Origin of the sequence: Nocardiopsis sp. NPDC101807 (assembly GCF_044766605.1) — a bacterium.
Classification (GTDB): Bacteria; Actinomycetota; Actinomycetes; order Streptosporangiales; family Streptosporangiaceae; genus Nocardiopsis; species Nocardiopsis tropica.
The window spans coordinates 1-21,356 of sequence record NZ_JBIWMK010000007.1; the positions used below are offsets into that span (position 1 = coordinate 1).

19 protein-coding genes and 1 rRNA gene are annotated in these 21,356 nt (G+C 73.8%); 3 read left to right on the plus strand and 17 right to left on the minus strand.

Annotated features, from left to right (window positions below; genetic code table 11):
* Positions 1-69, minus strand: a 16S ribosomal RNA gene (locus tag ACIRPH_RS21365); the annotation flags it as partial.
* Positions 70-997: 928 nt separating this feature from the next.
* A complete protein-coding gene (tyrS, locus tag ACIRPH_RS21370) occupies positions 998-2,296 on the minus strand; it encodes a tyrosine--tRNA ligase (RefSeq protein ID WP_402916941.1) in 1,299 nt (432 codons plus the stop codon).
* 229 nt (positions 2,297-2,525) lie between these two features.
* On the opposite strand from tyrS, the gene ACIRPH_RS21375 reads away from it, so the two are divergent.
* The 3 genes from ACIRPH_RS21375 to ACIRPH_RS21385 all read left to right on the plus strand — a co-directional run bounded on the left by ACIRPH_RS21375 (position 2,526) and on the right by ACIRPH_RS21385 (position 4,439).
* The gene (locus ACIRPH_RS21375) at positions 2,526-2,810 is read left to right on the plus strand and encodes a hypothetical protein (protein WP_402916943.1); all 285 of its coding nucleotides are present in this window, start codon (positions 2,526-2,528) and stop codon (positions 2,808-2,810) included.
* Complete coding sequence (locus ACIRPH_RS21380; RefSeq protein WP_402916945.1) at positions 2,803-3,411, plus strand: TetR/AcrR family transcriptional regulator; 609 nt, start codon at positions 2,803-2,805, stop codon at positions 3,409-3,411. The genes ACIRPH_RS21375 and ACIRPH_RS21380 overlap by 8 nt, the downstream gene beginning before the upstream one ends.
* A gap of 338 nt (positions 3,412-3,749) precedes the next feature.
* Complete coding sequence (locus tag ACIRPH_RS21385) at positions 3,750-4,439, plus strand: DUF1524 domain-containing protein (RefSeq protein ID WP_402916947.1); 690 nt, start codon at positions 3,750-3,752, stop codon at positions 4,437-4,439.
* A gap of 49 nt (positions 4,440-4,488) precedes the next feature.
* On the opposite strand, the gene ACIRPH_RS21390 is transcribed toward ACIRPH_RS21385, so the two are convergent.
* From ACIRPH_RS21390 to ACIRPH_RS21460, 15 genes are all read right to left on the minus strand, one after another.
* Positions 4,489-4,899, minus strand: coding sequence for a hypothetical protein (locus ACIRPH_RS21390; RefSeq protein WP_402917755.1), 411 nt, complete (start codon positions 4,897-4,899; stop codon positions 4,489-4,491).
* 244 nt (positions 4,900-5,143) lie between these two features.
* Entirely contained in the window at positions 5,144-6,367 is a 1,224-nt protein-coding gene (gene lhgO / locus ACIRPH_RS21395) for an L-2-hydroxyglutarate oxidase (protein ID WP_402916949.1), read from the minus strand.
* 123 nt (positions 6,368-6,490) lie between these two features.
* The gene (locus ACIRPH_RS21400; protein WP_402916951.1) at positions 6,491-6,946 is read right to left on the minus strand and encodes a DUF742 domain-containing protein; all 456 of its coding nucleotides are present in this window, start codon (positions 6,944-6,946) and stop codon (positions 6,491-6,493) included.
* Entirely contained in the window at positions 6,936-9,578 is a 2,643-nt protein-coding gene (locus ACIRPH_RS21405; RefSeq protein WP_402916953.1) for a nitrate- and nitrite sensing domain-containing protein, read from the minus strand. The genes ACIRPH_RS21400 and ACIRPH_RS21405 overlap by 11 nt, the downstream gene beginning before the upstream one ends.
* 272 nt (positions 9,579-9,850) lie before the next feature.
* Entirely contained in the window at positions 9,851-10,768 is a 918-nt protein-coding gene (locus ACIRPH_RS21410; protein WP_402916955.1) for a sirohydrochlorin chelatase, read from the minus strand.
* Positions 10,769-10,924: 156 nt separating this feature from the next.
* The gene (locus tag ACIRPH_RS21415; protein WP_402916956.1) at positions 10,925-11,521 is read right to left on the minus strand and encodes a GTP-binding protein; all 597 of its coding nucleotides are present in this window, start codon (positions 11,519-11,521) and stop codon (positions 10,925-10,927) included.
* On the minus strand, positions 11,502-11,996 hold the full coding sequence (locus ACIRPH_RS21420; RefSeq protein ID WP_402916958.1) for a DUF742 domain-containing protein: 495 nt from the start codon (positions 11,994-11,996) through the stop codon (positions 11,502-11,504). The genes ACIRPH_RS21415 and ACIRPH_RS21420 overlap by 20 nt, the downstream gene beginning before the upstream one ends.
* Positions 11,993-12,427, minus strand: coding sequence for a roadblock/LC7 domain-containing protein (locus ACIRPH_RS21425; RefSeq protein WP_267948948.1), 435 nt, complete (start codon positions 12,425-12,427; stop codon positions 11,993-11,995). The genes ACIRPH_RS21420 and ACIRPH_RS21425 overlap by 4 nt, the downstream gene beginning before the upstream one ends.
* A gap of 1 nt (position 12,428) precedes the next feature.
* Positions 12,429-14,957 (minus strand): nitrate- and nitrite sensing domain-containing protein, encoded by a 2,529-nt coding sequence (locus ACIRPH_RS21430; protein WP_402916961.1) that lies wholly within the window; start codon positions 14,955-14,957, stop codon positions 12,429-12,431.
* Positions 14,958-15,369: 412 nt separating this feature from the next.
* Positions 15,370-16,788 carry an argininosuccinate lyase gene (gene argH, locus ACIRPH_RS21435; RefSeq protein WP_402916963.1) on the minus strand — a complete coding sequence of 473 codons (1,419 nt, stop codon included), beginning with the start codon at positions 16,786-16,788 and terminating at the stop codon, positions 15,370-15,372.
* Between the two features lie 100 nt (positions 16,789-16,888).
* Positions 16,889-17,422 carry an arginine repressor gene (locus tag ACIRPH_RS21440; protein ID WP_402916965.1) on the minus strand — a complete coding sequence of 178 codons (534 nt, stop codon included), beginning with the start codon at positions 17,420-17,422 and terminating at the stop codon, positions 16,889-16,891.
* Positions 17,419-18,366, minus strand: a complete 948-nt coding sequence (argF, locus tag ACIRPH_RS21445; protein WP_402916966.1) for an ornithine carbamoyltransferase — start codon at positions 18,364-18,366, stop codon at positions 17,419-17,421. The genes ACIRPH_RS21440 and argF overlap by 4 nt, the downstream gene beginning before the upstream one ends.
* Positions 18,363-19,571 (minus strand): acetylornithine transaminase, encoded by a 1,209-nt coding sequence (locus ACIRPH_RS21450; protein ID WP_402916968.1) that lies wholly within the window; start codon positions 19,569-19,571, stop codon positions 18,363-18,365. The genes argF and ACIRPH_RS21450 overlap by 4 nt, the downstream gene beginning before the upstream one ends.
* Positions 19,568-20,572: an acetylglutamate kinase gene (argB, locus tag ACIRPH_RS21455; protein ID WP_402916970.1), complete on the minus strand. Its 1,005-nt coding sequence runs from the start codon at positions 20,570-20,572 to the stop codon at positions 19,568-19,570. The genes ACIRPH_RS21450 and argB overlap by 4 nt, the downstream gene beginning before the upstream one ends.
* The gene (locus ACIRPH_RS21460; RefSeq protein ID WP_402916972.1) at positions 20,569-21,345 is read right to left on the minus strand and encodes a bifunctional ornithine acetyltransferase/N-acetylglutamate synthase; all 777 of its coding nucleotides are present in this window, start codon (positions 21,343-21,345) and stop codon (positions 20,569-20,571) included. Before ACIRPH_RS21460 ends, argB begins: the two co-directional genes overlap by 4 nt.
* Positions 21,346-21,356: the final 11 nt, after the last annotated feature.

The following is a 21,356-nucleotide window of genomic DNA, read 5'->3' on the forward strand; positions in this document are numbered from 1 at the left end:
CCGCTCGACTTGCATGTGTTAAGCACGCCGCCAGCGTTCGTCCTGAGCCAGGATCAAACTCTCCATAAAGGTCATACCATCCGTCCCGGCGACCGTGAGGTCGGCCTGGGGCGGATAAACCTAGAAGTAATCCTGACCAACCGGGTTGCCCCGATTAATCAAAGGAACCCTTCACACCGAACCACTGTTCGGGTGACGGGGCCAAAACAAACATGGCTTAAAGAAAATCAAACACGCGCTGTTGAGTTCTCAAGAAACAACCGCCCTTCCCGTACAAGCGCCGGCCTGTTCGGCCGTCTGCTCTTCCGTGGAAGGCGTCTGCGTTTCCGCTTTGTTGTGTCTTTACTTTATCAGGTGTTCCGCGCCCCGCCAAATCGGCGGTTTGTGGTGGTGCTGATCGGGGTAAAGCCCGTTGTGCTTCGTTTGCTTTTGTCCGAATGGACTGGGCTTTTGAAGCGACTCCCTGAGTTTACATGGCCGGAGCAGTGCTCGAACCGCGTGTTCCAGAGAAGAGATGGCGCCGCTCCTCGCGGACCGGTGCCGAGTCTTCCCGATGGAAGCTCGCCGTGCCGCAGCGACTCGTTCAACTATAGGGAGGGCCGCAGCGGACGTCAAGTCAGAGCCCGGAGCCGAGGTGGAACCGTCGCCCCGGGACCCTGTCGCCCCGTCCCGGGCGGCTTCTGAAGGCCCCTGACGTGCCCGGTTCCCGTTCCGGAACCGTGTGTCACGTCGCCTGTTGTGCCAGACAACGACGATCGTGCCCGGGAGATTCCCGGCCGAAACCCCCATGCGGCCGCAGAGTTTCGAGGGCGGCCCGCCCCGGACACAGCCGTGGGGGGGGGGGGGGGGGGGGGGGGGGGGGCGGGGCCCCCCGCCCCGCGGGGGGGGGGGGGCCCCCCCCCCCCCGGGGGGGGGGGTGGGGGGGGGGGCCCCCCCCCCCGCCCCGGGGGGGGGGGGGGCCGGGGGGGGGCCCCCCCCCCACGGCCACGACGCGTGGTCAGCCCTGGAGGACGACACCGCCGATGTTGCGCTTGCCCTTGCGCAGCACCACGTAGCGCCCCTGGAGGACGTCGGCGGTCCCGAGCGTGGCCTCGACGTCGGTGACCTTCACGTTGTTCACGTAGGCGCCGCCCTCCTGGATGGCGCGCCGGGCCGCGGACTTGCTCGGCGTCAGACCGCTCTGCGCGAACAGGTCCGCGACGAGCAGGCCGTCGACCGGTCCCGCGACCTCGGCCCTGGGCACCTCGGCCAGCGCCGCGTCGAGCGTCCGGCCGTCCAGCTCGGACAGGTCGGCCCGGCCGAACAGCGCGAGGCTCGCTTCCCGGACCTTGCGGCACTCCTCCTCGCCGTGGACCAGCGCCGTGAGGCCCTCGGCCAGGGTGCGCTGGGCGGCGCGGGCCTGGGGCCGCTCCTCCGTCTGGCGCTCCAGCTCGGCGATCTCGTCCTCCGAGAGGAAGCTGAAGGTCTTCAGGTAGCGGACCACGTCCCGGTCGTCCGCGTTGAACCAGAACTGGTAGAAGGCGTACGGCGAGGTCAGTTCGGGGTCGAGCCAGATGGTGCCGGACTCGGTCTTGCCGAACTTGGAGCCGTCGGCCTTGGTGAGCAGGTTCGTGGTCATCCCGTGCGCCTGGCCGTGCGGCTCGTTGCCGTCCATCCGGCGGACCAGGTCCAGGCCCGCGGTGATGTTGCCCCACTGGTCGGAGCCGCCCGTCTGGAGGGTGCATCCGTAGCGCCGGTAGAGCTGGACGTAGTCGTAGGACTGGAGCAGCACGTAGCTGAACTCGGTGTAGCTCATGCCCTCTCCGTCGAGACGGCTCCTGACCGTCTCCCGGGCCAGCATCTGGTTGACGCTGAAGTGCTTGCCCACGTCGCGCAGCAGCTCGATGGCGTTGATCTCGCCGAGCCAGTCCCCGTTGTTGGCGAGCACCGCGTCGGTGGGACCCGCCTGCTCGCCCTCGGGGGTGAAGCGCAGGAACGCGGAAAGCTGCCCGGCGAGGTTGTCCACCCAGCCCCGGACGGTGTCCACCGAGTTGAGCCGGCGTTCCGCGCTGGGCTTCGGGTCCCCGATGAGCCCGGTGCCCCCGCCGACGAGCGCGATGGGACGGTGTCCGGCCTGCTGGAAGCGCGCGAGGGTGAGGATCTGGGTGAGGTGGCCGACGTGCAGGCTGCCCGCCGTCGGGTCGAAGCCGCAATACAGGGTGATCGGACCATCGGCGAGGGCCTTGCGGAGTGCGTCAAGGTCGGTCGTCTGCGCGAGCAGGCCGCGCCACTGGAGTTCGTCGATGATGTCGGTCACTGTGTTGCTCTCTGTTGTGTAGGCGGGCCCCGGGGCCCGATCTGCCTCGGAGTCTAGGCGGAATGCCGCTGGGCATCACGTGGTTTTCCCCCTCCCCCACGCTATCGGCTGTGCCGACGCCCCCGGTCGCGCGGTCCGGGCCCGCACGGGAAGCGGGTCCGCCCCGGGCCCCCGCGCGTCCGCGTCCGACCCGTTGACACCTTTGGCTAATAACATTAGCGTTTTGGCTATGCTTGCAAGCCATCGTGAGAAGACCGCGCGCCACCTCCGGCGCCCCCGCGGCCCGATCGCCCGCGACCTCCACGGAACCGGGGGCCGCAGCCCCCTCGTGGTCCGCGTGCCCGACCGCCGCCACCCCCTCCGAGGCGTCGGCGCGGGTCCGGCCGGGGACCGGGTCGCCGCCGCGGACCCGCGCGGCACCGCCTACGACGACCGCGCCGACCGGGCGTCGGCGGCCGGCTCCCCCCTGCCCGCCGTGGAGGCGTCGGCCGAGGAGGTCGTCGCCGGTGCCTAGGGCCGGGCTGACCCCGGCGGTGGTGGCCGAGGAGGCGGCGCGGCTCAGCGACGAGGAGGGGTTCGACTCCCTGTCCCTGGCCGCGGTCGCCAAGCGGCTCGGGGTGGCCACGCCCAGCCTGTACAAGCACGTCGACGGGTTGCGGGGGCTGAGGCGGGAAGTGGCGCTGCTCGGCGCGAACGGAATCGGCGAGGAGGTGCAGCGCGCCACCGTGGGCCGGTCCGGTCCGGAGGCCCTGCGGGCGACGGCCGACGCCTACCGCCGCTACGCGCACGCCCATCCCGGGCGCTACATCGCCCTCCAGCAGCTGCCGGTGCTGGCCGGGGCCGGGAGCAGGCCGGCCACCGACCCCGTGCGGGTCCTGGCCGCCGTCCTGAGCGGGTTCGGCATCGCCGAGGACCAGGCCGTGCACGCGATCCGGGCGCTGCGCAGTGCGCTGCACGGGTTCGTGGACCTGGAGACGCGCGGCGGTTTCGGTCTGCCCGAGGACGTGGACCGGTCCTACGCGCTGCTGGTGGAGGGGTTCGTGCGCGCCTTCCAGGAGTGGCCGGCCGCCTCGCTCGGCACGGGTGCGGCATCCGAGGACACGGGGAGGGTGTAGGCGGCGCCGGCCGGGCGTGCCGTTCCCGGACGGCGGACCGAAGACCCGCCGCTCCCCGGTCCGGGCCGGTGGGGACCCCCTCGGCTGCCGCCGGGAGGGCGCGCCGGGCCCGGCCGGACCGCACGCGGGCCCTGCTCCACAGCGTCGGCCTCGGTCTCCTCCCGGCGGGCCCGTCCGTGTACCACCTCACCGCCTCCCGGGTCCCCGGCTCCGGAACCGTCCCGGGTGAGGGATTCCTGACCCCGGGCGGAGTTCCCGCAGGGTGGGGGCATGGGCCAAGCTGGTGGACACGACCGTTTCGCCCCCGTGTGGCGCCCGACCCGCTGTGGAGTCCCCTGATGCCCAAGAAGTCGTCGAAGATCGGCGGTGCGCTGTCCGCCGTGGTCGGCGTGCTCGCCGTCGCCGCGTTCGTCCTGTACCAGCTGGGCGTGATCGACCTGGCGCCGGAGGGCGCCGCCGAGCCGCAGGGCGGCGAGGCGACGGCCTCGGAGCCGTCCGTGGAGCAGGCCCGCTCCCAGCTGGAGGAGCTGCGGATCGAGGAGGAGGACGATCCGCCCGGGTACGACCGCGCGCTGTTCCCCCACTGGGACACCGGTGTCCAGGAGAACTGCACGACCCGCCAGGCGGTCCTGATCCGCGACGGCGACGCCGTGGAGACCGACGAGGACTGCCGGCCGGTGTCCGGATCCTGGTACAGCGCCTACGACGGCGAGACCTTCACCGACCCGCAGGACATCGACATCGACCACATGGTCGCCCTGAAGGAGGGCTGGCGCTCCGGCGCCCACGCGTGGACCACCGAGGAGCGCGGCCGGTTCGCCAACGACATGGACTCCACCCAGCTGTGGGCGGTGAGCGCCTCGACCAACCGGTCCAAGGGGGACGCGGACCCCGCCGAGTGGATGCCCCCGCTGGAGTCCTCGCACTGCGACTACGCGGTGTCCTGGATCGAGGTCAAGCACGTGTGGGACCTGACGGTGGACCCGGACGAGGAGTCCGCCCTGCGCGACGTCCTCTCCGGCTGCTGATCCGCCCGGAGGAGGGCGCGGGGCCCCGGTCGACCGGGGCCCCGTCCGGTCAGCCGGAGTCCGTGCTCGGCGCGACACCCCTGGCCGTGGCGAGGAGCTCCTCCTGGCCGACGAGGCCGAAGGAGTCGCGGACCTCCACCGCCACGCCCTTCGCGGGCGTCCAGAACACCTCGGTCTCGCCGCGCAGGGCGGCGTGGCCGTTGTTGTCGAACTCCTCGAGCGCCCAGTCGGGCGAGCGCTCGTGGTACTCGGTGAGGAAGTCGCGGACGGCGGACAGGTCGGAGAGCGCGGAGCCGCGCATGACCAGGACCTGGAGGAGGACCCTGACCCCTCCCCCCTCCAGCGTCCTCTCCCAGACCCGGGTGGAGAAGGACACGTCGCCCCACTCGTAGTCGAAGTCCGAGACCGAGGTCCGGTCGTCGACCTGTGCGGGCAGGTGCCCGATGCTGAAACCGTCCAACTCTCCCCCTCGTGGGCTGGTGGCGGCCGGGGCCGCCGTGAGTGCGAGCGCGAGCGAGGTGGCGAGTGCCACCGCGATCCACCGGGCAACGGACATGTTCACCTCCGGCGACGGTCGTGGGACCGTCCCGGACCACCGCTGCCTCTCATGGTGGGGCGCTGCGGAAGCCGCTGCCAGAGTGTTCTCCGGCCTGTGGACAACCCGGGTCCGGCACGCGCGGGAGCGGCTCCGGGCCGGTCGTGTCCTACCCGCGGGGCGGGTGCACGAACGTGTCCGTGAGGAACTCGGCGATCGCCAGTGAGGAGGTCGCCGCCGGCGAGGGGGCGTTGCGCACGCACACGACCCGGCCGTGCGTGTCCACCCGGAAGTCGTCGAGCAGGGCGCCGTCCCGGCCCAGCGCCTGGGCGCGCACCCCCGCCGGCGCCGGGCGCAGGTCGGCCGCCGCCAGCTCGGGGAGGAGCTTCCTGGCCTGGGAGGCGAAGGCGGCGCGCGAGGCCGACACGAGGGTCTCCCTGGCCCCGACCGCCCAGTGGCGGCGCGCCAGCCGCCAGAACCCCGGCCACGACAGGGTGCCCGCGAGGTCGCCGGTGCTCAGGTCCCCGGCGCTGTAGCCCTCCAGCGCGGTGGCGAGGATGGCGTTGGGGCCCGCCATGACCTCGCCGTGGACGTGGCGGGTGAGGTGCACGCCGAGGAAGGGGTACCGCGGGTCGGGGACCGGGTAGAGCAGCCCGTTGACCAGGTGGCGGCGTTCGGGGACGAGTTCGTGGTACTGGCCGCGGAAGGGCACGATCCGCGGGTCGTCCGCCGCGCCGGCCATGCGTGCGAGACGGGCGCTGTGCAGTCCGCCGCAGACCACGAGCCGGTCGAACCGGTGGACGGACCGCTCCCCTCGGGGGTCGCCCGTGAGGGCGCGGACCCCGTCGTGGTCCTGGCGCAGGTCGATGACGGGTGTGTTCAGCAGGACCCTGCCGCCGGAGCGGCGGACGTCGTCGGCGAGCTGTTCGGCGACGGCCACGAAGTCGGTGACGGCCGTGTGCGGCGAGTGCAGCGCGCCGGTCCCCGCCGCGTGGGGCTCGATCTCGCGCAGCCCCCCGGGGCCGAGCCGCGTGACGCCCGGGACCCCGTTCTCCCGGGCACGGCGCTCGATGTCGTCCAGGCGCTCCTCGTCCCCGGCGTCCAGGGCGACGAGGACCTTGCCGACCTCCTCGTAGGGCAGGCCGTGCTCGGCGCAGTAGTCCTTGAGCAGCCCGACCCCGCGGCGGCAGAGTGTGGCCTTGAGGGAGCCGGGGCGGTAGTAGAGCCCGGCGTGGACCACCCCGCTGTTGTGTCCGGTCTGGTGCGCGGCCACCCGGTCCTCCTTCTCCAGGACGGTGACCCGGGTGCCGGGGCGGTGGAGGGCGAGCCGCCGCGCCAGGGCGAGTCCGACGATCCCCGCTCCGATGACGCCGATGTGTTCGGTGCTGCGCATGGCGGCACGCTAGCAACCCCGGCCGGGGCCCGCGCGGGCGGGGACCGCCGGTGGACGCGTCCCCGCCGGGGGCCGGTCGGCTTCCGGACGCCTCGCGGGCGGAGGCCCCTCCGGGGCCCGCGGTCAGAGCGAGCGCAGGCCGACGAGGACGGCGTGCAGGATCTCCCCGCTGCCGAGCGGCCGGGAGGGGCCGCACCGCTGGAGCGCGCCCTCGGCGACCATGGCGGAGACCATGCACCTCACCTGGCCGACCGGCAGTCCCACCTCGGCGGCGAGCTCGACCACGGTGCGGGCGCGCAGGGCGTGTTCGAGGATGGCCTCGCGCTCGGGCCGCAGCCACTCGCGCCGACCGGGGGTGCGGGCCGCCATGACCAGTGTGAGCAGGTCCGTGCTGTGAGCGCCCGGCCCCGCGAGGTCCCCGCCCCCGGGGTCTCCGGCCGCCACCGCGAACGGGCGCAGGAAGCGCTCCCCGCCGGGTTCGGCCACGCGGTCGGCGCACCCCGGCGACCGTTGCGGGTCCGGCCCCGGCGCGGGGGGCCGGTCGGCGGGACGGCGGACGCGGGTTCCCTCAGTGCTCACCGTGTCCCCCCGGCGGTGTCGGCACGGACGTTCGGGTGACTCCTGCGCCGTGGGGGCCGTCCTCACGGCGGGGGGCCGACCGCTTCGGCAGCGCGGACTGCCGGGGACCGCCCGCCTGCACCGGTCCGGGGCGCCTCTGCGGAAGGGCGCCCTGCGGCCCCGTCGGGGCTCCGGGACCGTTCGGCCGCAGGCCGTGCTGGGGGCCCGTGGTCCGCGTCGGCGGAACGGGTTCCCGGAGGCCTCCCCGGTCGGGGGCGGCGGAGGGGCCGCCCCCGTCGCCTCCGGGTGCGGTGTGCCCGGGGGCGCGGGCGGGGCCTCCCGGAGGGGACGCCGGCGGGGCCGTCCGGGGGGCCCACCCCCCTCCGGGTGCGACCGGGTCCCACGGCCCGTCGGCGCGGGGGGCGCCCTGCGCTCCCCCCGGCCCGCGGTACCCGTAGGAGGGGTCGGCGTCCCGCATGTCGTCCGGGGGGGAGGGGACGACGCTCTGCGGGCCGCTCTGGCCGGGAGCGGGGACGACGCTCTGGGCGCCGGTCTGCCAGGGTGCGGGCACGGGGCTCTGCGGTCCGCTCGGCCCCGTCCGGGCGAAGCCGACCGAGGGGTGCGCGCCGGTGTCCCGGACCGCCTGCTGCGAGCCCGTGACCGTCACCGGGTTCTCGACCGGCTCCAGCAGCGACTTGGGGAGGAGCGCCGTGGCCCGGGTGCCCCCGTAGGGGGACGGCCTGAGCCACACCCGCACGCCGTGCCGCTCGGCGAGTCGGGCGACGACGAAGAGCCCCAGGCGGGGGTCGTCCGGAAGCGCCATCACGTCGAACTCGGGAGGACGGCTGAGCGTCCGCTCGGCCGCGGCGTAGCCGTGGTCGGACATGCCCAGGCCGCGGTCCTCGACCTCGACCACCAGCCCCTCGGCGGTCGGGGTGCAGCTGACGTCGACGGGGGTGCCCGCCGGGGAGAACTGGGTGGCGTTCTCCACCAGCTCGGCGAGCAGGTGGACCACGTCGGCGACCACCTGGCCGTGCATGAGCACACGGGGTGCGGACGTCAGGCGGACGCGCTCGAAGTCCTCGGTCTCGGCGATGGCGGCTCGCAGCACGTCGACGAGCGGGTGCGGCTGCCGCCAGCGCCGCGCCGACTGCCCTCCTCCGAGGATGATGAGGTTGTCGGCGTAGCGCCGGGCCCGGGTGGCCATGTGGTCCAGGCGGAACAGGCGGCGCAGCGCCTCGGGGTCCTGCTCGTGGTACTCGATCTCGTCGAGGAGGCGCAGCTGCCGCTGGACCAGGTTCTGGTTGCGGAAGGCGATGCCGAGGAAGGCGCGGTTGGCGCCCCGCCTGATCTCCGCCTGGCGCACCGCGGCCTCCACCGCCGTGAGCTGGGCGCTGTCGAAGGCCTCCGCGACCTGCCCGATCTCGTCGTCGCCGCACTCGTCGAGCGGCGGCAGCTCCTCGTGGACGTCGACCTTCTGGCCGCGCTGGGCCCTGTCGACGATGTCGGGCAGGTCCTCGTCGCGCTCCAGGATCTGTCCGCGCAGGCGGAGCAGGCGCACGGTCAGGCGCCGCGAGGAGCGGCTCACCACGGCGATGGCGACCACTCCGCCGGCGAGGACCGTCCCGGCCGCCGCGATGCCCAGCGACACGCGGAGCAGGGCTGCGCTCCACGCCAGGTCGACGGTGCGCTCCGCCTGGGCGAGGGCCAGTCCGTCCAGCGCCGCCACGGTCCGGGGGGACGCCTCGTCCCACTCCTCCGCGCCGACGTCGACGGAGGTGTTGGGTTCGGGGGCCGCGGTCTCCTCCGCCGGTGCGTCGGGGTCCGGGACGGCCTCCCTGAGCGGGGGCCGTGTGACCACCTGGCGGCTGAGGTCCTCGGTGCGGGTCCAGGACTCCGAGGCGGTCATGTCCTCGTAGTGCTCCCGCACGCTCGGGTGCATGACGGGCGCGGCCGACTCCAGGGTGTCCCGGTAGGAGGCGGTCAGGTAGGTGAAGTGCGCCGTCTCCTCGTAGCCCATCTCCCCCCGGGCGATGTTCCCGGCGAGCAGGGCGTCGGCGGTGGCGCTCTCCGCCCTCGCGCCGAGGAGCTCGGTGGTCAGGACCGCGTCGGTGAGGTTCGCGCCGCCGTCGGTGGTGTGCACCAGGGCGGTGGTCGCGTCGGTGGTGACGTCGAGGAGCTCGCCGAAGCGGAGGAGGGTCTCCTCCCGTACGGCGGCGTGCTCGTCGATGCGCGTGCGGATCCCGGCGAGGGCCTCGGGGCTCTCCGTGACCGCGGACGCGCTGCGCCGGACCTCGTCGTCGCGGGTGCCGCGCAGGCGCTCGGCCAGTTCGACGGCGGAGGACAGCGCGGCGTCGGTGGCCTCCCTCTGCTCGTCGAGTGCGGCGGAGGCCTCCTCGTCGGGCCCGCTGTTCTCGAAACGCCCCTGGTAGACGAGGGAGAGCCTGCGTTCGAGGCGCAGCTCCTCGGCGGCGCGCGAGAAGACCGCGGTCCCCTCGCGGGCCTGGTGGACCGCCCCCATGAGCTGGACAGCCTGGACCGTGCCCACTGCGGCCACGACGAGCCAGAGCGCCAGGAAGCACAGGCTCGGGATGAGCACGATGCGGGTGAGCTGCCCTCGGATCGTGGAAGCGTTGTCGCGGTTTCTGCGCATGGCCCCCTCCGGCCTGTGCGGATGCCGGGGCCCGGGAGGGCGCCTCGGCGGCTTTCGGCCCTGCCGAGGCTATCGAAAAATCGTTGCCGTATGCTGTCAAATGATCACTAGCAGTTGCCTTTTCTCCCGCGCGACATCCCGTCGGCTGTGCTAGCACGGCCGCCCGGGCTCGACGAAGCCGCAGGTGGGAACGGAGAAGGGGCCGCCCGTCGCCACGGGCGGCCCCTTCGCGACACTCTCCGGCGCCCGCGGGGCACGGCGTGTCGCGCCCCTCAGGACTCCGGGCGGTGCCGGGAGCCCACGGGGGCGGGCAGCTCCTCCGCCGTCGGCGGCTGCTCCACGCCCAGCGAGTTGAGGACCTCGGCGTAGCGCAGGGCCGCGATCTTGCCGAGGAGGCTGTCCGCGCCGAGCGGAGCGCCGAGCCGGGCGCCGAACCGCGCCGCGATCGCCTCCATCTCCCCGACGGACAGCTCGGGGCCGAGCGCGCTGGGGGCGATCACCGGGCGCCGGCAGCCCCCCTGGCGCAGCTGGCCGACGATCTGCTCCACCGAGGCCTCGTTCTCCAGGTCCGCGGGCAGCACGGTCAGGCCCAGCCGGGCGGCGAGCAGGACCGCGGTCACCCCCGCGGCCCCGACGGCGCCCTCGCCTCCGACGGCGCCCACCACGACGCCGTCCGCCATGGTGGTGTTGCGGGCGACCACGCTGATCAGCCTCATACGGTCGGCCCGGACGTATCCGGCCTCGGCCAGGCGCAGGTGCAGGACCTCGGCGAGCATCGGGTGCGGTCCGAGCCCCTCCGTGACGCGCACGTCGGCGCCGGTCCGGACGGCCGCGTCCTCGATCGCGGCCGAGACCCTCCGGTGCGGCGCGGTCACCAGGGGGACGACGACGCCGCCCAGGGGCCTTTCGTCCGAGGGGCCGAGGTCGGCGAGCGCCTCGGCCAGGGTCTGTTCGTCGCCCTCGACGTGCCCGTAGCGGATGGTCACCTCGGGGCGGTAGGCGCGCACGAGGTCTGCCATCCGGGCACCGATCGACTCGCCGTCGGCGCCCCTGGCCTGTTCGGCCGTGCCCGGGACCGCCATGATCAGCGCGGGGGTGCCGAACCAGTTGTCGAAGGACAGCGGGTTGCGGTGGCGGCCGGAACGCCGCTTGGGCAGTTCGCGTGGGGGAAGTCGGTCAGAGTTTCGCATACCAGGATTCAGATGAGAGGCGGATTGGGGTGCCCAGTCGGAAGAGTGGTCGTCGGACGCGACATTGTAGCGTTCAACACCATATTCACGGGCGTGTCTCCTGAACGTATACCGAGGCGCCCCCCAGGTGGGGGCCGGGGGGACGCCTCGCCCGGATCAGCCGCTCATGGCGGGGCTCCGGCCCTGGATCACGTGGGTGACCAGCTCCACCAGCACCTCCTTGCAGGATTCCCGGTCACGCGCGTCGGCCATGACGATCGGCACCTCCCCGGAGATGTCCAGCGCCTCGCGGACCTCCTCCTGGCAGTAGTCGGCGGACGTGTCGAAGCGGTTCACCGCCACCACGAAGGGCACGCCCCTGCGCTCGAAGAAGTCCACCGCGTGGAAGCAGGTGTGCAGGCGGCGGGTGTCGGCCAGGACGATCGCCCCCAGGGCCCCCTCCGCCAGTTCGTCCCACATGAACCAGAACCGGTCCTGGCCGGGGGCGCCGAACAGGTACAGGACGATGTCGGGGTTGATCGTGATCCGGCCGAAGTCCAGCGCGACCGTGGTGGTGGTCTTCTCCTCCACACCGCCGAGGTCGTCCACCCCGTAGCTGGCCTCGGTCATCACCTCCTCCGTGCTGAGCGGGGTGATCTCGCTGACGGAGGAGACCAGGGTGGTCTTCCCCGCGCCGAAACCCCCGGCGACGATGATCTTGACGGCCTGCGGGATCGCCTCCGGCGGCCGGTTCTCAGAGTCTGCGGATGCCATCGAGTACCGCCTGAAGTACTTTCTTCTCGGGAAGCCGTGTGACCGGCGCGGACGCGCGGGTGCGCACGTCGCCGGCGGCGACGAGGTCCCCCAGGAGCACCCTCACCACCGTCAGGGGAATGTCGAGCCTGGCGGAGATCTCCGCCAGCGATATGGGTCTGCGGCACAGCCGCATGATCGCCTGGTACTCCGGTTCCAGGGCCCGCTCCTCCCGGTCCCGGGCGGCCACCACGATGGTGATCATGTCCAGTCGCGGCCCCGTGGGCGGCCGGGTGCGGCCCCTGGTCATGGTGTAGGGGCGCACCAGGGACGCGGCGGGGGCGTCTCCGACGCCCGCCGAGGGCCCCTCCGACGTCGGGTGGCCCCTCCCCCGGTTCCACGACGGTGCGGGGCGCCGGGGGAACGGACCGGTCGTCGGCCTGCCGGGGGCGGGACCGGTCCACCCCGTCCCGCGCTGTTCCTCGGAGGTGTTCACGAACCGGTGCCTCCCATGAAGCTGAGCCGCCCCGGCCTGCGGGGCGCGGCGGTGAGGAACTGGCCCACCCTCTTGATCCGCAGGTTCATCTCGTAGGCCACCAGGCCCACGTCGGCGTCCTCCCTGGCCAGTACCGCCAGGCACGCGCCCGCCCCCGCTGCGGTGACGAAGAGGTAGGAGTGCTCCATCTCGACCACGGTCTGACGGACGTCGCCGCCGCCGAAGTGCCGCCCCGTGCCCCGTGCCAGGCTCTGGAAGGCGGATGCCAGCGCCGACAGGTGCTCGGCGTCGTCAGAGGCCAACCCCCGCGAGCGTCCGAGCAGCAGCCCGTCGGCGGACAGCACGATCGCGTGCTCGGCGCCGACGACGCGGTCGACCAGGTCGTCCAGGAGCCAGTCCAGGTTGTCCGCGGCGTTGCTCTTGCCCACCATCTCAGTCGCTCTCTCCCGTGTGATCGTCGGCTCTGCCGCCGACCTGACCGTCACTGTCGTGTTCGCGGCCGTCGGCATCGACGTCCGCCTCCCGTCCTCGCCGGGTCCCGGCGCTGAAGGCGTCCATCATCCGGCGAGCCTGTTCGGGGCTCCTCTGAGCGGGGCCCGGGACATCCGGGGCCCCCCGCTCCGGTTCGGTCTCCTGTCTGAGCTGGGGCGCGAGACTGGCCTGGCGCCTGCGTCTGGGGAGTCCCTCCCGCTCGGGCCCGGCGCCCACGAGGCCGCCGTGCGCCGCTCCCGGGGCCGGATCGGCGGCGGTCGCGGGCTGCACCGCTGCCGGGCCGAACGGGTCCGGGTCGGCCACGGGCTCCGGGACCCGGCGCAGGGGCGGCGAGTTCCGCACCCCCTGCCCGTCGGTGTCGCCGGCCCCGTCCGGGTGCGGGGGGACCGGCCGCAGGACGGGCCTGGCCCGGCGGGGCGCGTAGCCGGTGTCGAGCAGGTCGGAGTCCGCCTCCGACTCCTCCTGGCGACGGCGTTCCCGGGCCGCCTGGCGCGCGGCGACCGGGGGCCGCTCCGGAGCGGCGGAGGAGGCGGCGACCAGTGTCCCCGGGATGAGCACCACGGCCCTGGTCCCCCCGTAGGGCGAGGGGCGCAGCTGGGCCTTGATGTCGTGCTTGACGGCCAGGCGCGCGACGACGAACAGGCCCAGGCGCGAGTCCGCGCCCGGGGCCATCACGTCGAACTCGGGTGCTTCGCCGAGTGTCCTGTTGGACGTGTTCAGGACGTCCTCGGGCATGCCGAGTCCCCGGTCCTCGATCTCGATGGCCACGCCCTTGGGCACCGACTCGGTGGCGATGGTGACCTCGGTGTGCGGCGGCGAGTAGGCGGTGGCGTTCTCCACGAGCTCGGCGAGCATGTGGATGACGTCGGCGACGGCCGCGCCCGCGAGCGCCAGGTCCGGCACGGACGTCAGCCTGACCCTGGCGTACTCGTCGGTCTCGGATATGGCGCCCCGCAGGATGTCGATGAGCGGGACGGGGTGGCGCCAGCGCCGTCCGGGCTGGGCCCCGCCCAGGATGATGAGGTTCTCGGCGTGGCGGCGGCCCCGGGTCGCCAGGTGGTCGAGCTGGAAGAGGCTCTCCAGCAGGTCGGGGTCCTCCTCCTCGCGCTCGACCCGGTCCAGCAGCTGGATCTGGCGTTGGAGCAGCGACTGGTGGCGGTGGGCGATGCCGAGGAAGACCCGGTTGACCCCCGCGCGGATGTCGGCCTGCTTGACGGCCGCGCCGACGGCGGTGCGCTGGGCGATGTTGAAGGCGTCGGCGACCTGGCCGACCTCGTCGTCCCCGTGGTCCAGCTGCTTCAACTCGGTGTCGATGTCCACCTGGTCGCCCGCCTCCAGCCGGCGCACGATGCGGGGCAGGTCGCTGCGGGCGGACCCGAGGGTGTCGGCCCGGAGCTTGGCGAGCCGGTAGGTGAGGCGGCTCGCCGAGCGGGCGGCGACCCCGTAGGCGACGGTGCCCGCGAACAGGGAGGTGATGCCTCCGCCGAGGGCGAGCGTGAGCATCCAGGTGCTGGCGTCCTCGGTGGCCGTGACGACGGAGGCGGTCCGGGCGGCGGTGATGCCGGCCAGGTCCGCGTTGACCTGGTCCGCGACCTGGCGCCAGTCGTCGAGGCCCTCGGGAGGCTCCGGATCGCGGACCACCTCCGCGGTGAGCGGGTCGACGCTGACGGGCGCCTCGTGGAGGGCGAGGGTGTCGGCGATGCCGAGGGCGTCCTGCCACGCGCCGCTCCCGGCCAGCGCCGCCAGGGCCGGCGGGTCGCGGTCGTCGGGCGCGGCGCCCGGGTGGACGGTCTCGACGCGGTGGCGGGCGTCGGCGGTGAGCTCGGCGACCCGGGTCTGCTGGTCGCGGTCGAGGTCCCCGCGAGCGATGACGGCGCTGACGAGGGCGTCGGCGTGGCTGAAGCTCTCCTGGGCCCACATCAGGTCGGTGGCGGCCGACGCCTCCGAGGAGGCCGGTCCGTTGTCGAGGGCTCGCGCCGTCCCGGCGTAGAGGCGGATGCCCTGCTCGATCGCCCCGGTGTAGACGCCGACGGTGCTGTCGGCGCGCCCGGGGGCGGCGAGGGTGTCGGCACGCAGGTCCTGGACGCGCGTCAGCGAGTCGAAGAAGTCCGCGGTGAGCGACTCGGTCGCCGGGTCGTCCAGGTCGCCGAGGGTGTCGCGCAGGTCCCGGACCCCTTCGAGCGCCTCGTCGGTCAGCTCGGCCTCCTCGACGAGGGCCGCCCGCGTGTCGATCCCGGGCGCCGCGATGTACTCCGCGGTCAGGCGGCGCTCCTCCTGGAGGCGGCCCAGGGCCGCGGCCAGCTGGATCCCGGCGCGTCCCTCGCCGACGGCGGCTCTCAGGGAGACGGCCTGGGCGAGCGTGGCCGTGCTGAGCACCACGAACAGCACCAGGAAGGTGATGCTGGGGATCAGCACGATCTTGTTGATCTGCGCCCTGATACCGCGGCCGGCGCCTCCCGACTGCCCCATTGCGTTCCTCCCACGGACTGGTCGCGGGCACCGGTCGGGTGTGGCTGCGCCGCGTCCCCCGAGGCGTGCCTAAGGCCGCGACATCCGGGGGTCGGTCACGTTGCGCGCAGGGGGGACCACGCATGGTGCCCGCAGACTCAGGACGCTACAGCACCCGGGCGGCGGGCGCGGGGGGAATGCCGAAATGGATGTCCCGTGGTGGGAGGCGCCGCCGGGGCGTCCGTGGAAAGGGATCGCGCGAACGCGCGCGGGCGCGCACCCCGTGGGGAGGAGGCCGCTGCCCGGGGCCCGAGGACCGCGAACGCGCGCGGGCGCGCACCCCGTGACGTCGAAGCCGTAGGCGTCGCAGAAGTCGGCCGCGAACGCGCGCGGGCGCGCACCCCGTGGGGTGCGCGCCCGCCGGGCCCGGAGGCTAGGGCCGGAAGGCCTTGCGGTGCTCCTCGACGCCGGCGCGCAGCTTCTCCAGCTGCTCGGCGACCCGGACCGGGGCGGTGCCGCCCCGCCCGGAGCGGGAGGCCAGCGACCCGCTGACGGTGAGGACCTCGCGCACCGCCGGCGTCAGGTGCGCGGAGATCGCGGCGAAGTCCTCGTCCGACAGGTCGGGCAGGTCGATGCCGCGCTCCTCGCACACCCGCACGCAGGCGCCCGCGATCTCGTGCGCCTCGCGGAACGGCACCCGCTCGCGCACCAGCCACTCCGCGATGTCGGTGGCCAGGGAGAAGCCCTGCGGCGCCAGCTCGGCCATCCGGCCGGTGTGGAAGGTCAGGGTGGCGACCATGCCCGTCATCGCGGGAAGCAGCAGGTGGAGGGTGTCGACCGCGTCGAACACCGGCTCCTTGTCCTCCTGCAGGTCCCGGTTGTAGGCGAGCGGCAGGCCCTTGAGGGTGGTCAGCAGGCCTGTGAGGTCGCCGACGAGCCGGCCCGCCTTGCCGCGCGCGAGCTCGGCGACGTCGGGGTTCTTCTTCTGCGGCATGATCGACGAGCCGGTGGAGAAGGCGTCGTCCAGCGTGACGAAGGAGAACTCCTTCGTCGCCCACAGGATGACCTCCTCCGAGAGCCGGGACAGGTCGACGCCGATCATCGCGGTGACGAAGGCGAACTCGGCGACGACGTCGCGGGCGGCGGTGCCGTCGATCGAGTTCTCCACCGAGTCGGGGAACCCCAGCTCCTCGGCGACGGCGCGCGGGTCTAGGCCCAGGGACGAGCCCGCGAGCGCGCCGGAGCCGTAGGGGGACACCGCGGCGCGGCGGTCCCAGTCGCGCAGCCGCTCGATGTCGCGCAGCAGCGGCCAGGCGTGGGCCATCAGGTGGTGGGCGAGCAGGACCGGCTGGGCGTGCTGGAGGTGGGTGCGGCCGGGCATGGCCGCGCCGGGGTGGGCGCCGGCCTGGTCGGCCAGGGCCTGGACCAGGTCCAGCAGCTGGTCGGCGATCTCGCGGGCCTCCTCGCGCAGGTACATGCGCACGAGGGTGGCGATCTGGTCGTTGCGGGAGCGTCCGGCGCGCAGGCGGCCCCCGAGCTCGGCGCCGACCCGCTCGATGAAGCCGCGCTCCAGTGCGGTGTGCACGTCCTCGTCCTCCAGGACGGGCGTGAACTCCCCGGAGGCCACGTCGGCCTCCAGCCTGTCCAGGCCGGCGATCATGCGGTCCAGCTCGTCCCCGCCGAGCAGGCCCGCGCGGTGCAGGGCCCGGGCGTGGGCACGCGAGCCCGCGATGTCGTGGCGGGCCAGGCGCCAGTCGAAGTGGGTGCTCAGCGACAGCCGTGCCAGGGCCTGGTCGGGGCCGCCCTCGAAGCGGCCTCCCCACAGGCGCAGCGCCTCGGGCTGGTCGGCCATGGTGGTCTCCTTGACGTGTGTGGGCGGGGTGCGGGGCCGGGGCTCCGCACCGCCGGGGTGACTCCTGCCGGGACGCGCGGTCCCGTCCGCTCGGTCGCGGCTACGGTCTGCGGTCCGCCAGCCGCAGCAGGGCGGCGGCCAGCTCCTCGCCCCCCTGGGGGTCGCGGGAGATCACCATGATGGTGTCGTCCCCCGCGATGGTGCCCAGGATGGCGTGGAAGTCGGTGTGGTCGATGGCCGACGCCAGGTACTGCGCCGCGCCGGGCGGGGTGCGGACGATCACCATGTTGGCGGAGGCCTCCGCCGAGACCAGCAGGTCCTCGGCCAGACGGGTGAGCCGCGCGCCGGAGACCTGTTCGAGGTCGAGGCTGTCCGGGCGGGTGCGCTGGAGGCGTTCGCCCCCCTCGCCGGGGAGCACGTACGCCAGGTGGCCCGCGGCGGTGCGGAGCTTGACCGCGCCCAGCTCGTCCAGGTCCCTGGACAGCGTGGCCTGGGTGACCTGGACCCCGGCCTCGGCGAGGCGCCGGGCCAGCTCCCCCTGTGACCGGACGTCCTCCCGGGTGAGGACGTCGGTGATCCGCGCGTGCCTGGCCGCCTTGGTCATCGGCGCGCTGGCGCCGCTCTCCCCGGTCATCGCTGTTCGGGGCCGGGCGCGTCACTGGATTCGAGCAGGAAGGCGAGGAGCGCCTTCTGGGCGTGGCGGCGGTTCTCGGCCTCGTCCCACACGACGCTGCGGGGGCCGTCGATGACCTCGGCCGAGATCTCCTTGCCCCGGTAGGCGGGCAGGCAGTGCAGGACGATCGCCTCGGGGGCGGCGGCGGACAGCAGCGCGGTGTCGACGATGTAGGGGCGGAAGGGCGCCTCGCGGTCGCCCGCCTCACCCTCCTGTCCCATGGAGACCCAGGTGTCGGTGGCCAGGACGTCGGCGCCGTCCGCGGCCTCCCGGGGGTCGGTCGTGACCGAGACCGACCCCCCGGTCCCCTCCGCGATCCGGGCGGCGCGGGCGAGCACGTCGGGGTCGGGCCGGTAGCCGTCGGGGGCGCCGACGCGGACGTGGAGTCCGGCGGTCGCACCGCCCAGCAGGTAGGAGTGGGCCATGTTGTTGGCGCCGTCGCCGAGGTAGGCGAGGGTGAGCCCGGCCAGGCTCCCCTTGTGCTCGCGGACCGTCTGGAGGTCGGCGAGGATCTGGCAGGGGTGGAACTCGTCGGTGAGCGAGTTGACCACCGGGACGGAGATGTGGGCCGTCAGGGTCTCCAGGTCCTTCTGGGCGAAGGTGCGCCAGACGACGGCGGCGACCTGGCGCTCCAGGACCCGGGCGGTGTCCTCCAGGGGTTCGCCGCGACCCATCTGGGTGCTGCCGGAGTCCAGGACGAGCGGGCTGCCGCCGAGGTCGGCGACGCCGACGCTGAAGGACAGGCGGGTCCGTGTGGACGGCTTGTCGAAGATCAGGGCGACGGTGCGCGGGCCGGCGAGCGGCCGGTGGCCGAAGCGGTCCTTCTTCATGTCGTCGGCGAGGTCGAGGACCCGGGCCTGCTCGTCCGGGGTCAGGTCGTCGTCGCGCAGGAAGTGGCGGGTCACTGCTGCTCCTTCGTCGCCGCGGCCTCGGCCGCGTCCAGGACGGTCGGCAGTGCCTCGATGAACACGCCGATCTGTTCGGGGGTGATGACCAGGGGCGGGGCGATCCGCACCGCGTCGGGGGCCACCGCGTTCACGAGGAACCCGCGGACGGCGGCCTGCTCCTGGACGTGCGCGGCGTGCGGGCCGGACAGCTCCAGTGCCCGCCACAGACCGCTGCCGCGCTGTCCGGCGAGCAGGGGGTGGTCGATGCCGTCGAGCTGTTCGGCGAGCAGGTCGCCCATGACGGCGGTGTGGGCCAGCAGCCCCTCGTTCTCGATGGTGTCGATGACGGCGAGGGCGGCGGCGCAGGCGACGGGGTTCCCGCCGAAGGTGGAGCCGTGGTCGCCCTTGCGGAAGGCGTCGGCGTAGTCCCCGAAGCCGACGCAGGCGCCGATGGGCAGTCCGCCGCCCAGGCCCTTGGCGAGGGTGAGCACGTCGGGCCGCACGTCCTCGGCCTGGTGGGCGAACCACGAGCCGGTGCGGCCGATGCCGCTCTGGATCTCGTCCAGGACGAAGGCGGCGCCCGTGGCGTCGCAGATCTCCCGGACGCCGGCGAGGTAGCCCTCGGGCGCGGGGACGACCCCGGCCTCTCCCTGGGTGGGTTCGGTGAACACGGCGACGCAGGACTCGTCGACGGCGTCGCGGAGCGCGTCCAGGTCCCCGTGGGGGACGAAGCGCACGTCCATGCCGAACGGCCCGAAGGGCTCCCGGATGGCGTCCTTGCCGGTGAGGGCGAGGGCACCGGAGGTGCGTCCGTGGAATCCGTGGGACGCGGCGACGAAGTAGTGGCGGCCGGGGCCGGCCGCGCGCTTGACCAGCTTGAGGGCGGCCTCGTTGGCCTCGGTGCCGGAGTTGGCGAAGAAGACCTTGGCGTCCCCTCCGAGCAGCCCCAGGAGGCGCTCGGCGAGTTCGACCTCCCGCTCGTGGACGAACAGGTTGCTGGTGTGGGCGAGGGTCGCGGCCTGGTGCGCGACCGCCTTGACCATGGCGGGGTGGCCGTGTCCGAGGCTGGACACGGCGATCCCCGCGATGAGGTCGAGGTACTGGCGCCCGTCGGCGTCGTAGACCTCGCAGCCCCGGCCGAGGGTGAGGACCACGGGCGGGACGCCGTAGTTGGGCATGAGCGAGGCGGCGAAGCGCTCGCGCAGGGTGGAACTGCTGGTCACTGTGCGCCTCCTGCGTTCGTGACGGCGGTGGTGTCCGAGGTGTGGGCGGCGTGTCCCGGACGCGGGACGTGCCCGTTTCCGGTGAGCCCGGCCTCCAGCCTCTCGTCGGCGACCATGGTGCCGACGCCCTGGTCGGTGAAGACCTCCAGGAGAAGGGAGTGGGGTACGCGGCCGTCGATGATGTGGGCCTGGGGGACGCCGCCCTCGACGGCGTGCAGGCAGGCCTCCATCTTGGGGAGCATCCCCGAGGAGAGGGAGGGCAGCAGGTCCCTGAGCTCATCGACGGCGAGTCTGCTGATCAGCTCGGTGTTGGCCGGGAAGTCGGCGTACAGGCCCTCGACGTCGGTGAGCATGATGAGCTTGCTGGCGCCGAGCGCGACCGCGAGGGCGGAGGCGGCGGTGTCCGCGTTGACGTTGTAGACGCCGCCGTCGTCCGCGCGGGCGACGCTGGAGACCACGGGGATGCGCCCGTCGGCGATGAGTGCCGCGACGGCCCCGGGGTGGACCTCGGTGATCTCGCCGACGCGGCCGATGTCGACCGCCTCCCCGTCCACCTCGACGGTCTTGCGCTCGGCGACGAGGAGGTTGGCGTCCTCGCCCGACATGCCCACGGCGAAGGGTCCGTGCTGGTTGACGAGCCCCACGATCTCGCGGTTGACCTGCCCGGTGAGGACCATGCGGACGATGTCCATGGCCTCGTCGGTGGTGACGCGCAGTCCGGCGGTGAAGGTGGACTCGACCCCGGCCCGGGCCAGCTGTGCGCTGATCTGGGGGCCGCCGCCGTGGACCACGACGGGGCGCAGGCCCGCGTAGTACAGGAAGACGATGGATTCGGCGAAGCGGACCCGCAGCTCCTCGCTGATCATGGCGTTGCCGCCGTACTTGACCACGACCGTGCGGCCGTGGAAGCGGGAGAGCCAGGGCAGGGCCTCGATGAGGTGTGACGCCTTGTCGATGGCCTGGGCCTGGTCCGCTGTCGGATGTGCTGAGCGCGCGATCATGTCGGGTTCTCGTCGGTGTCGGGGGTGTCGGCGCCGACCTGGGCGGCCAGCTCTGCGAGCACCTCGGTGAGCAGTGCGGCGAGGGTGTCCTCGTCGGGGGTGGTGCCGCTGGCTCCGCTGGCCATGAGCAGCACCGTGTCGTTGGTGGCGGTCAGCGGGCCGAGGGCCTTGCCCGCGGCGTCGGCGAGCAGGCGTCCGCACTGCTCGCCGGTGATGTCGGCGTCGGTCGTCAGGACGTACAGCCCGGTGGAGAGTGAGGCGTCGGGGCCCTTGGCCATGGCGCCGACGGTGTGGCCGTCGGCACGCCTGAAGGCGATCTTGACGACGGTGTCCGTGGTGCGCACGGCGTCGGCGGCGTGCAGCCCGCCGCTCCGGCCGGCCTCGGCGACGGCGGCGGTGAGGCCCGCGCGCACGGCGTCCAGCGGGAGTCGGACGCCGACGGGCCCGGCCGAGCACAGGACGATCTCGGCGGCGGAGTCGCCGAGCAGGTGCGCGGTGTGCTCGGCCTGGGCGTGGGCGTCCTGGAACCCGAGGGGGCCCGTGCCCGCGTTGGCGCCGCCCGAGTTGAGGGCGGCGGCGCGCACGCGTCCGCCGGAGACGACCTGGCGGGTCCACAGGACCGGGGCCGCCGGGTCGTCCGAGCCGGTGAGGACGGCTCCCGCGGCGCGGGAGGGGCCGTCGTTGATGACGACGGCGACGTCCCGGGCTCCGTCCGCCCTCACTCCGGAGGCGACTCCGGCGGCGCGGAACCCGAGGGGTGCGGTGACGCTCACGGTGGTGTGGT

Excerpts from the sequence above, each read along its gene's own strand:
- ACIRPH_RS21405 (WP_402916953.1), bottom strand. The coding sequence starts at position 9,578 with ATGCGCAGAAACCGCGACAACGCTTCCACGATCCGAGGGCAGCTCACC.
- argB (WP_402916970.1), bottom strand. The coding sequence starts at position 20,572 with ATGATCGCGCGCTCAGCACATCCGACAGCGGACCAGGCCCAGGCCATC.
- ACIRPH_RS21415 (WP_402916956.1), bottom strand. The coding sequence starts at position 11,521 with ATGGCATCCGCAGACTCTGAGAACCGGCCGCCGGAGGCGATCCCGCAG.
- ACIRPH_RS21410 (WP_402916955.1), bottom strand. The coding sequence starts at position 10,768 with ATGCGAAACTCTGACCGACTTCCCCCACGCGAACTGCCCAAGCGGCGT.
- argH (WP_402916963.1), bottom strand. The coding sequence starts at position 16,788 with ATGGCCGACCAGCCCGAGGCGCTGCGCCTGTGGGGAGGCCGCTTCGAG.
- ACIRPH_RS21440 (WP_402916965.1), bottom strand. The coding sequence starts at position 17,422 with ATGACCGGGGAGAGCGGCGCCAGCGCGCCGATGACCAAGGCGGCCAGG.
- ACIRPH_RS21430 (WP_402916961.1), bottom strand. The coding sequence starts at position 14,957 with ATGGGGCAGTCGGGAGGCGCCGGCCGCGGTATCAGGGCGCAGATCAAC.
- ACIRPH_RS21375 (WP_402916943.1), top strand. The coding sequence starts at position 2,526 with ATGCTTGCAAGCCATCGTGAGAAGACCGCGCGCCACCTCCGGCGCCCC.
- ACIRPH_RS21425 (WP_267948948.1), bottom strand. The coding sequence starts at position 12,427 with ATGGTGGGCAAGAGCAACGCCGCGGACAACCTGGACTGGCTCCTGGAC.
- ACIRPH_RS21385 (WP_402916947.1), top strand. The coding sequence starts at position 3,750 with ATGCCCAAGAAGTCGTCGAAGATCGGCGGTGCGCTGTCCGCCGTGGTC.
- lhgO (WP_402916949.1), bottom strand. The coding sequence starts at position 6,367 with ATGCGCAGCACCGAACACATCGGCGTCATCGGAGCGGGGATCGTCGGA.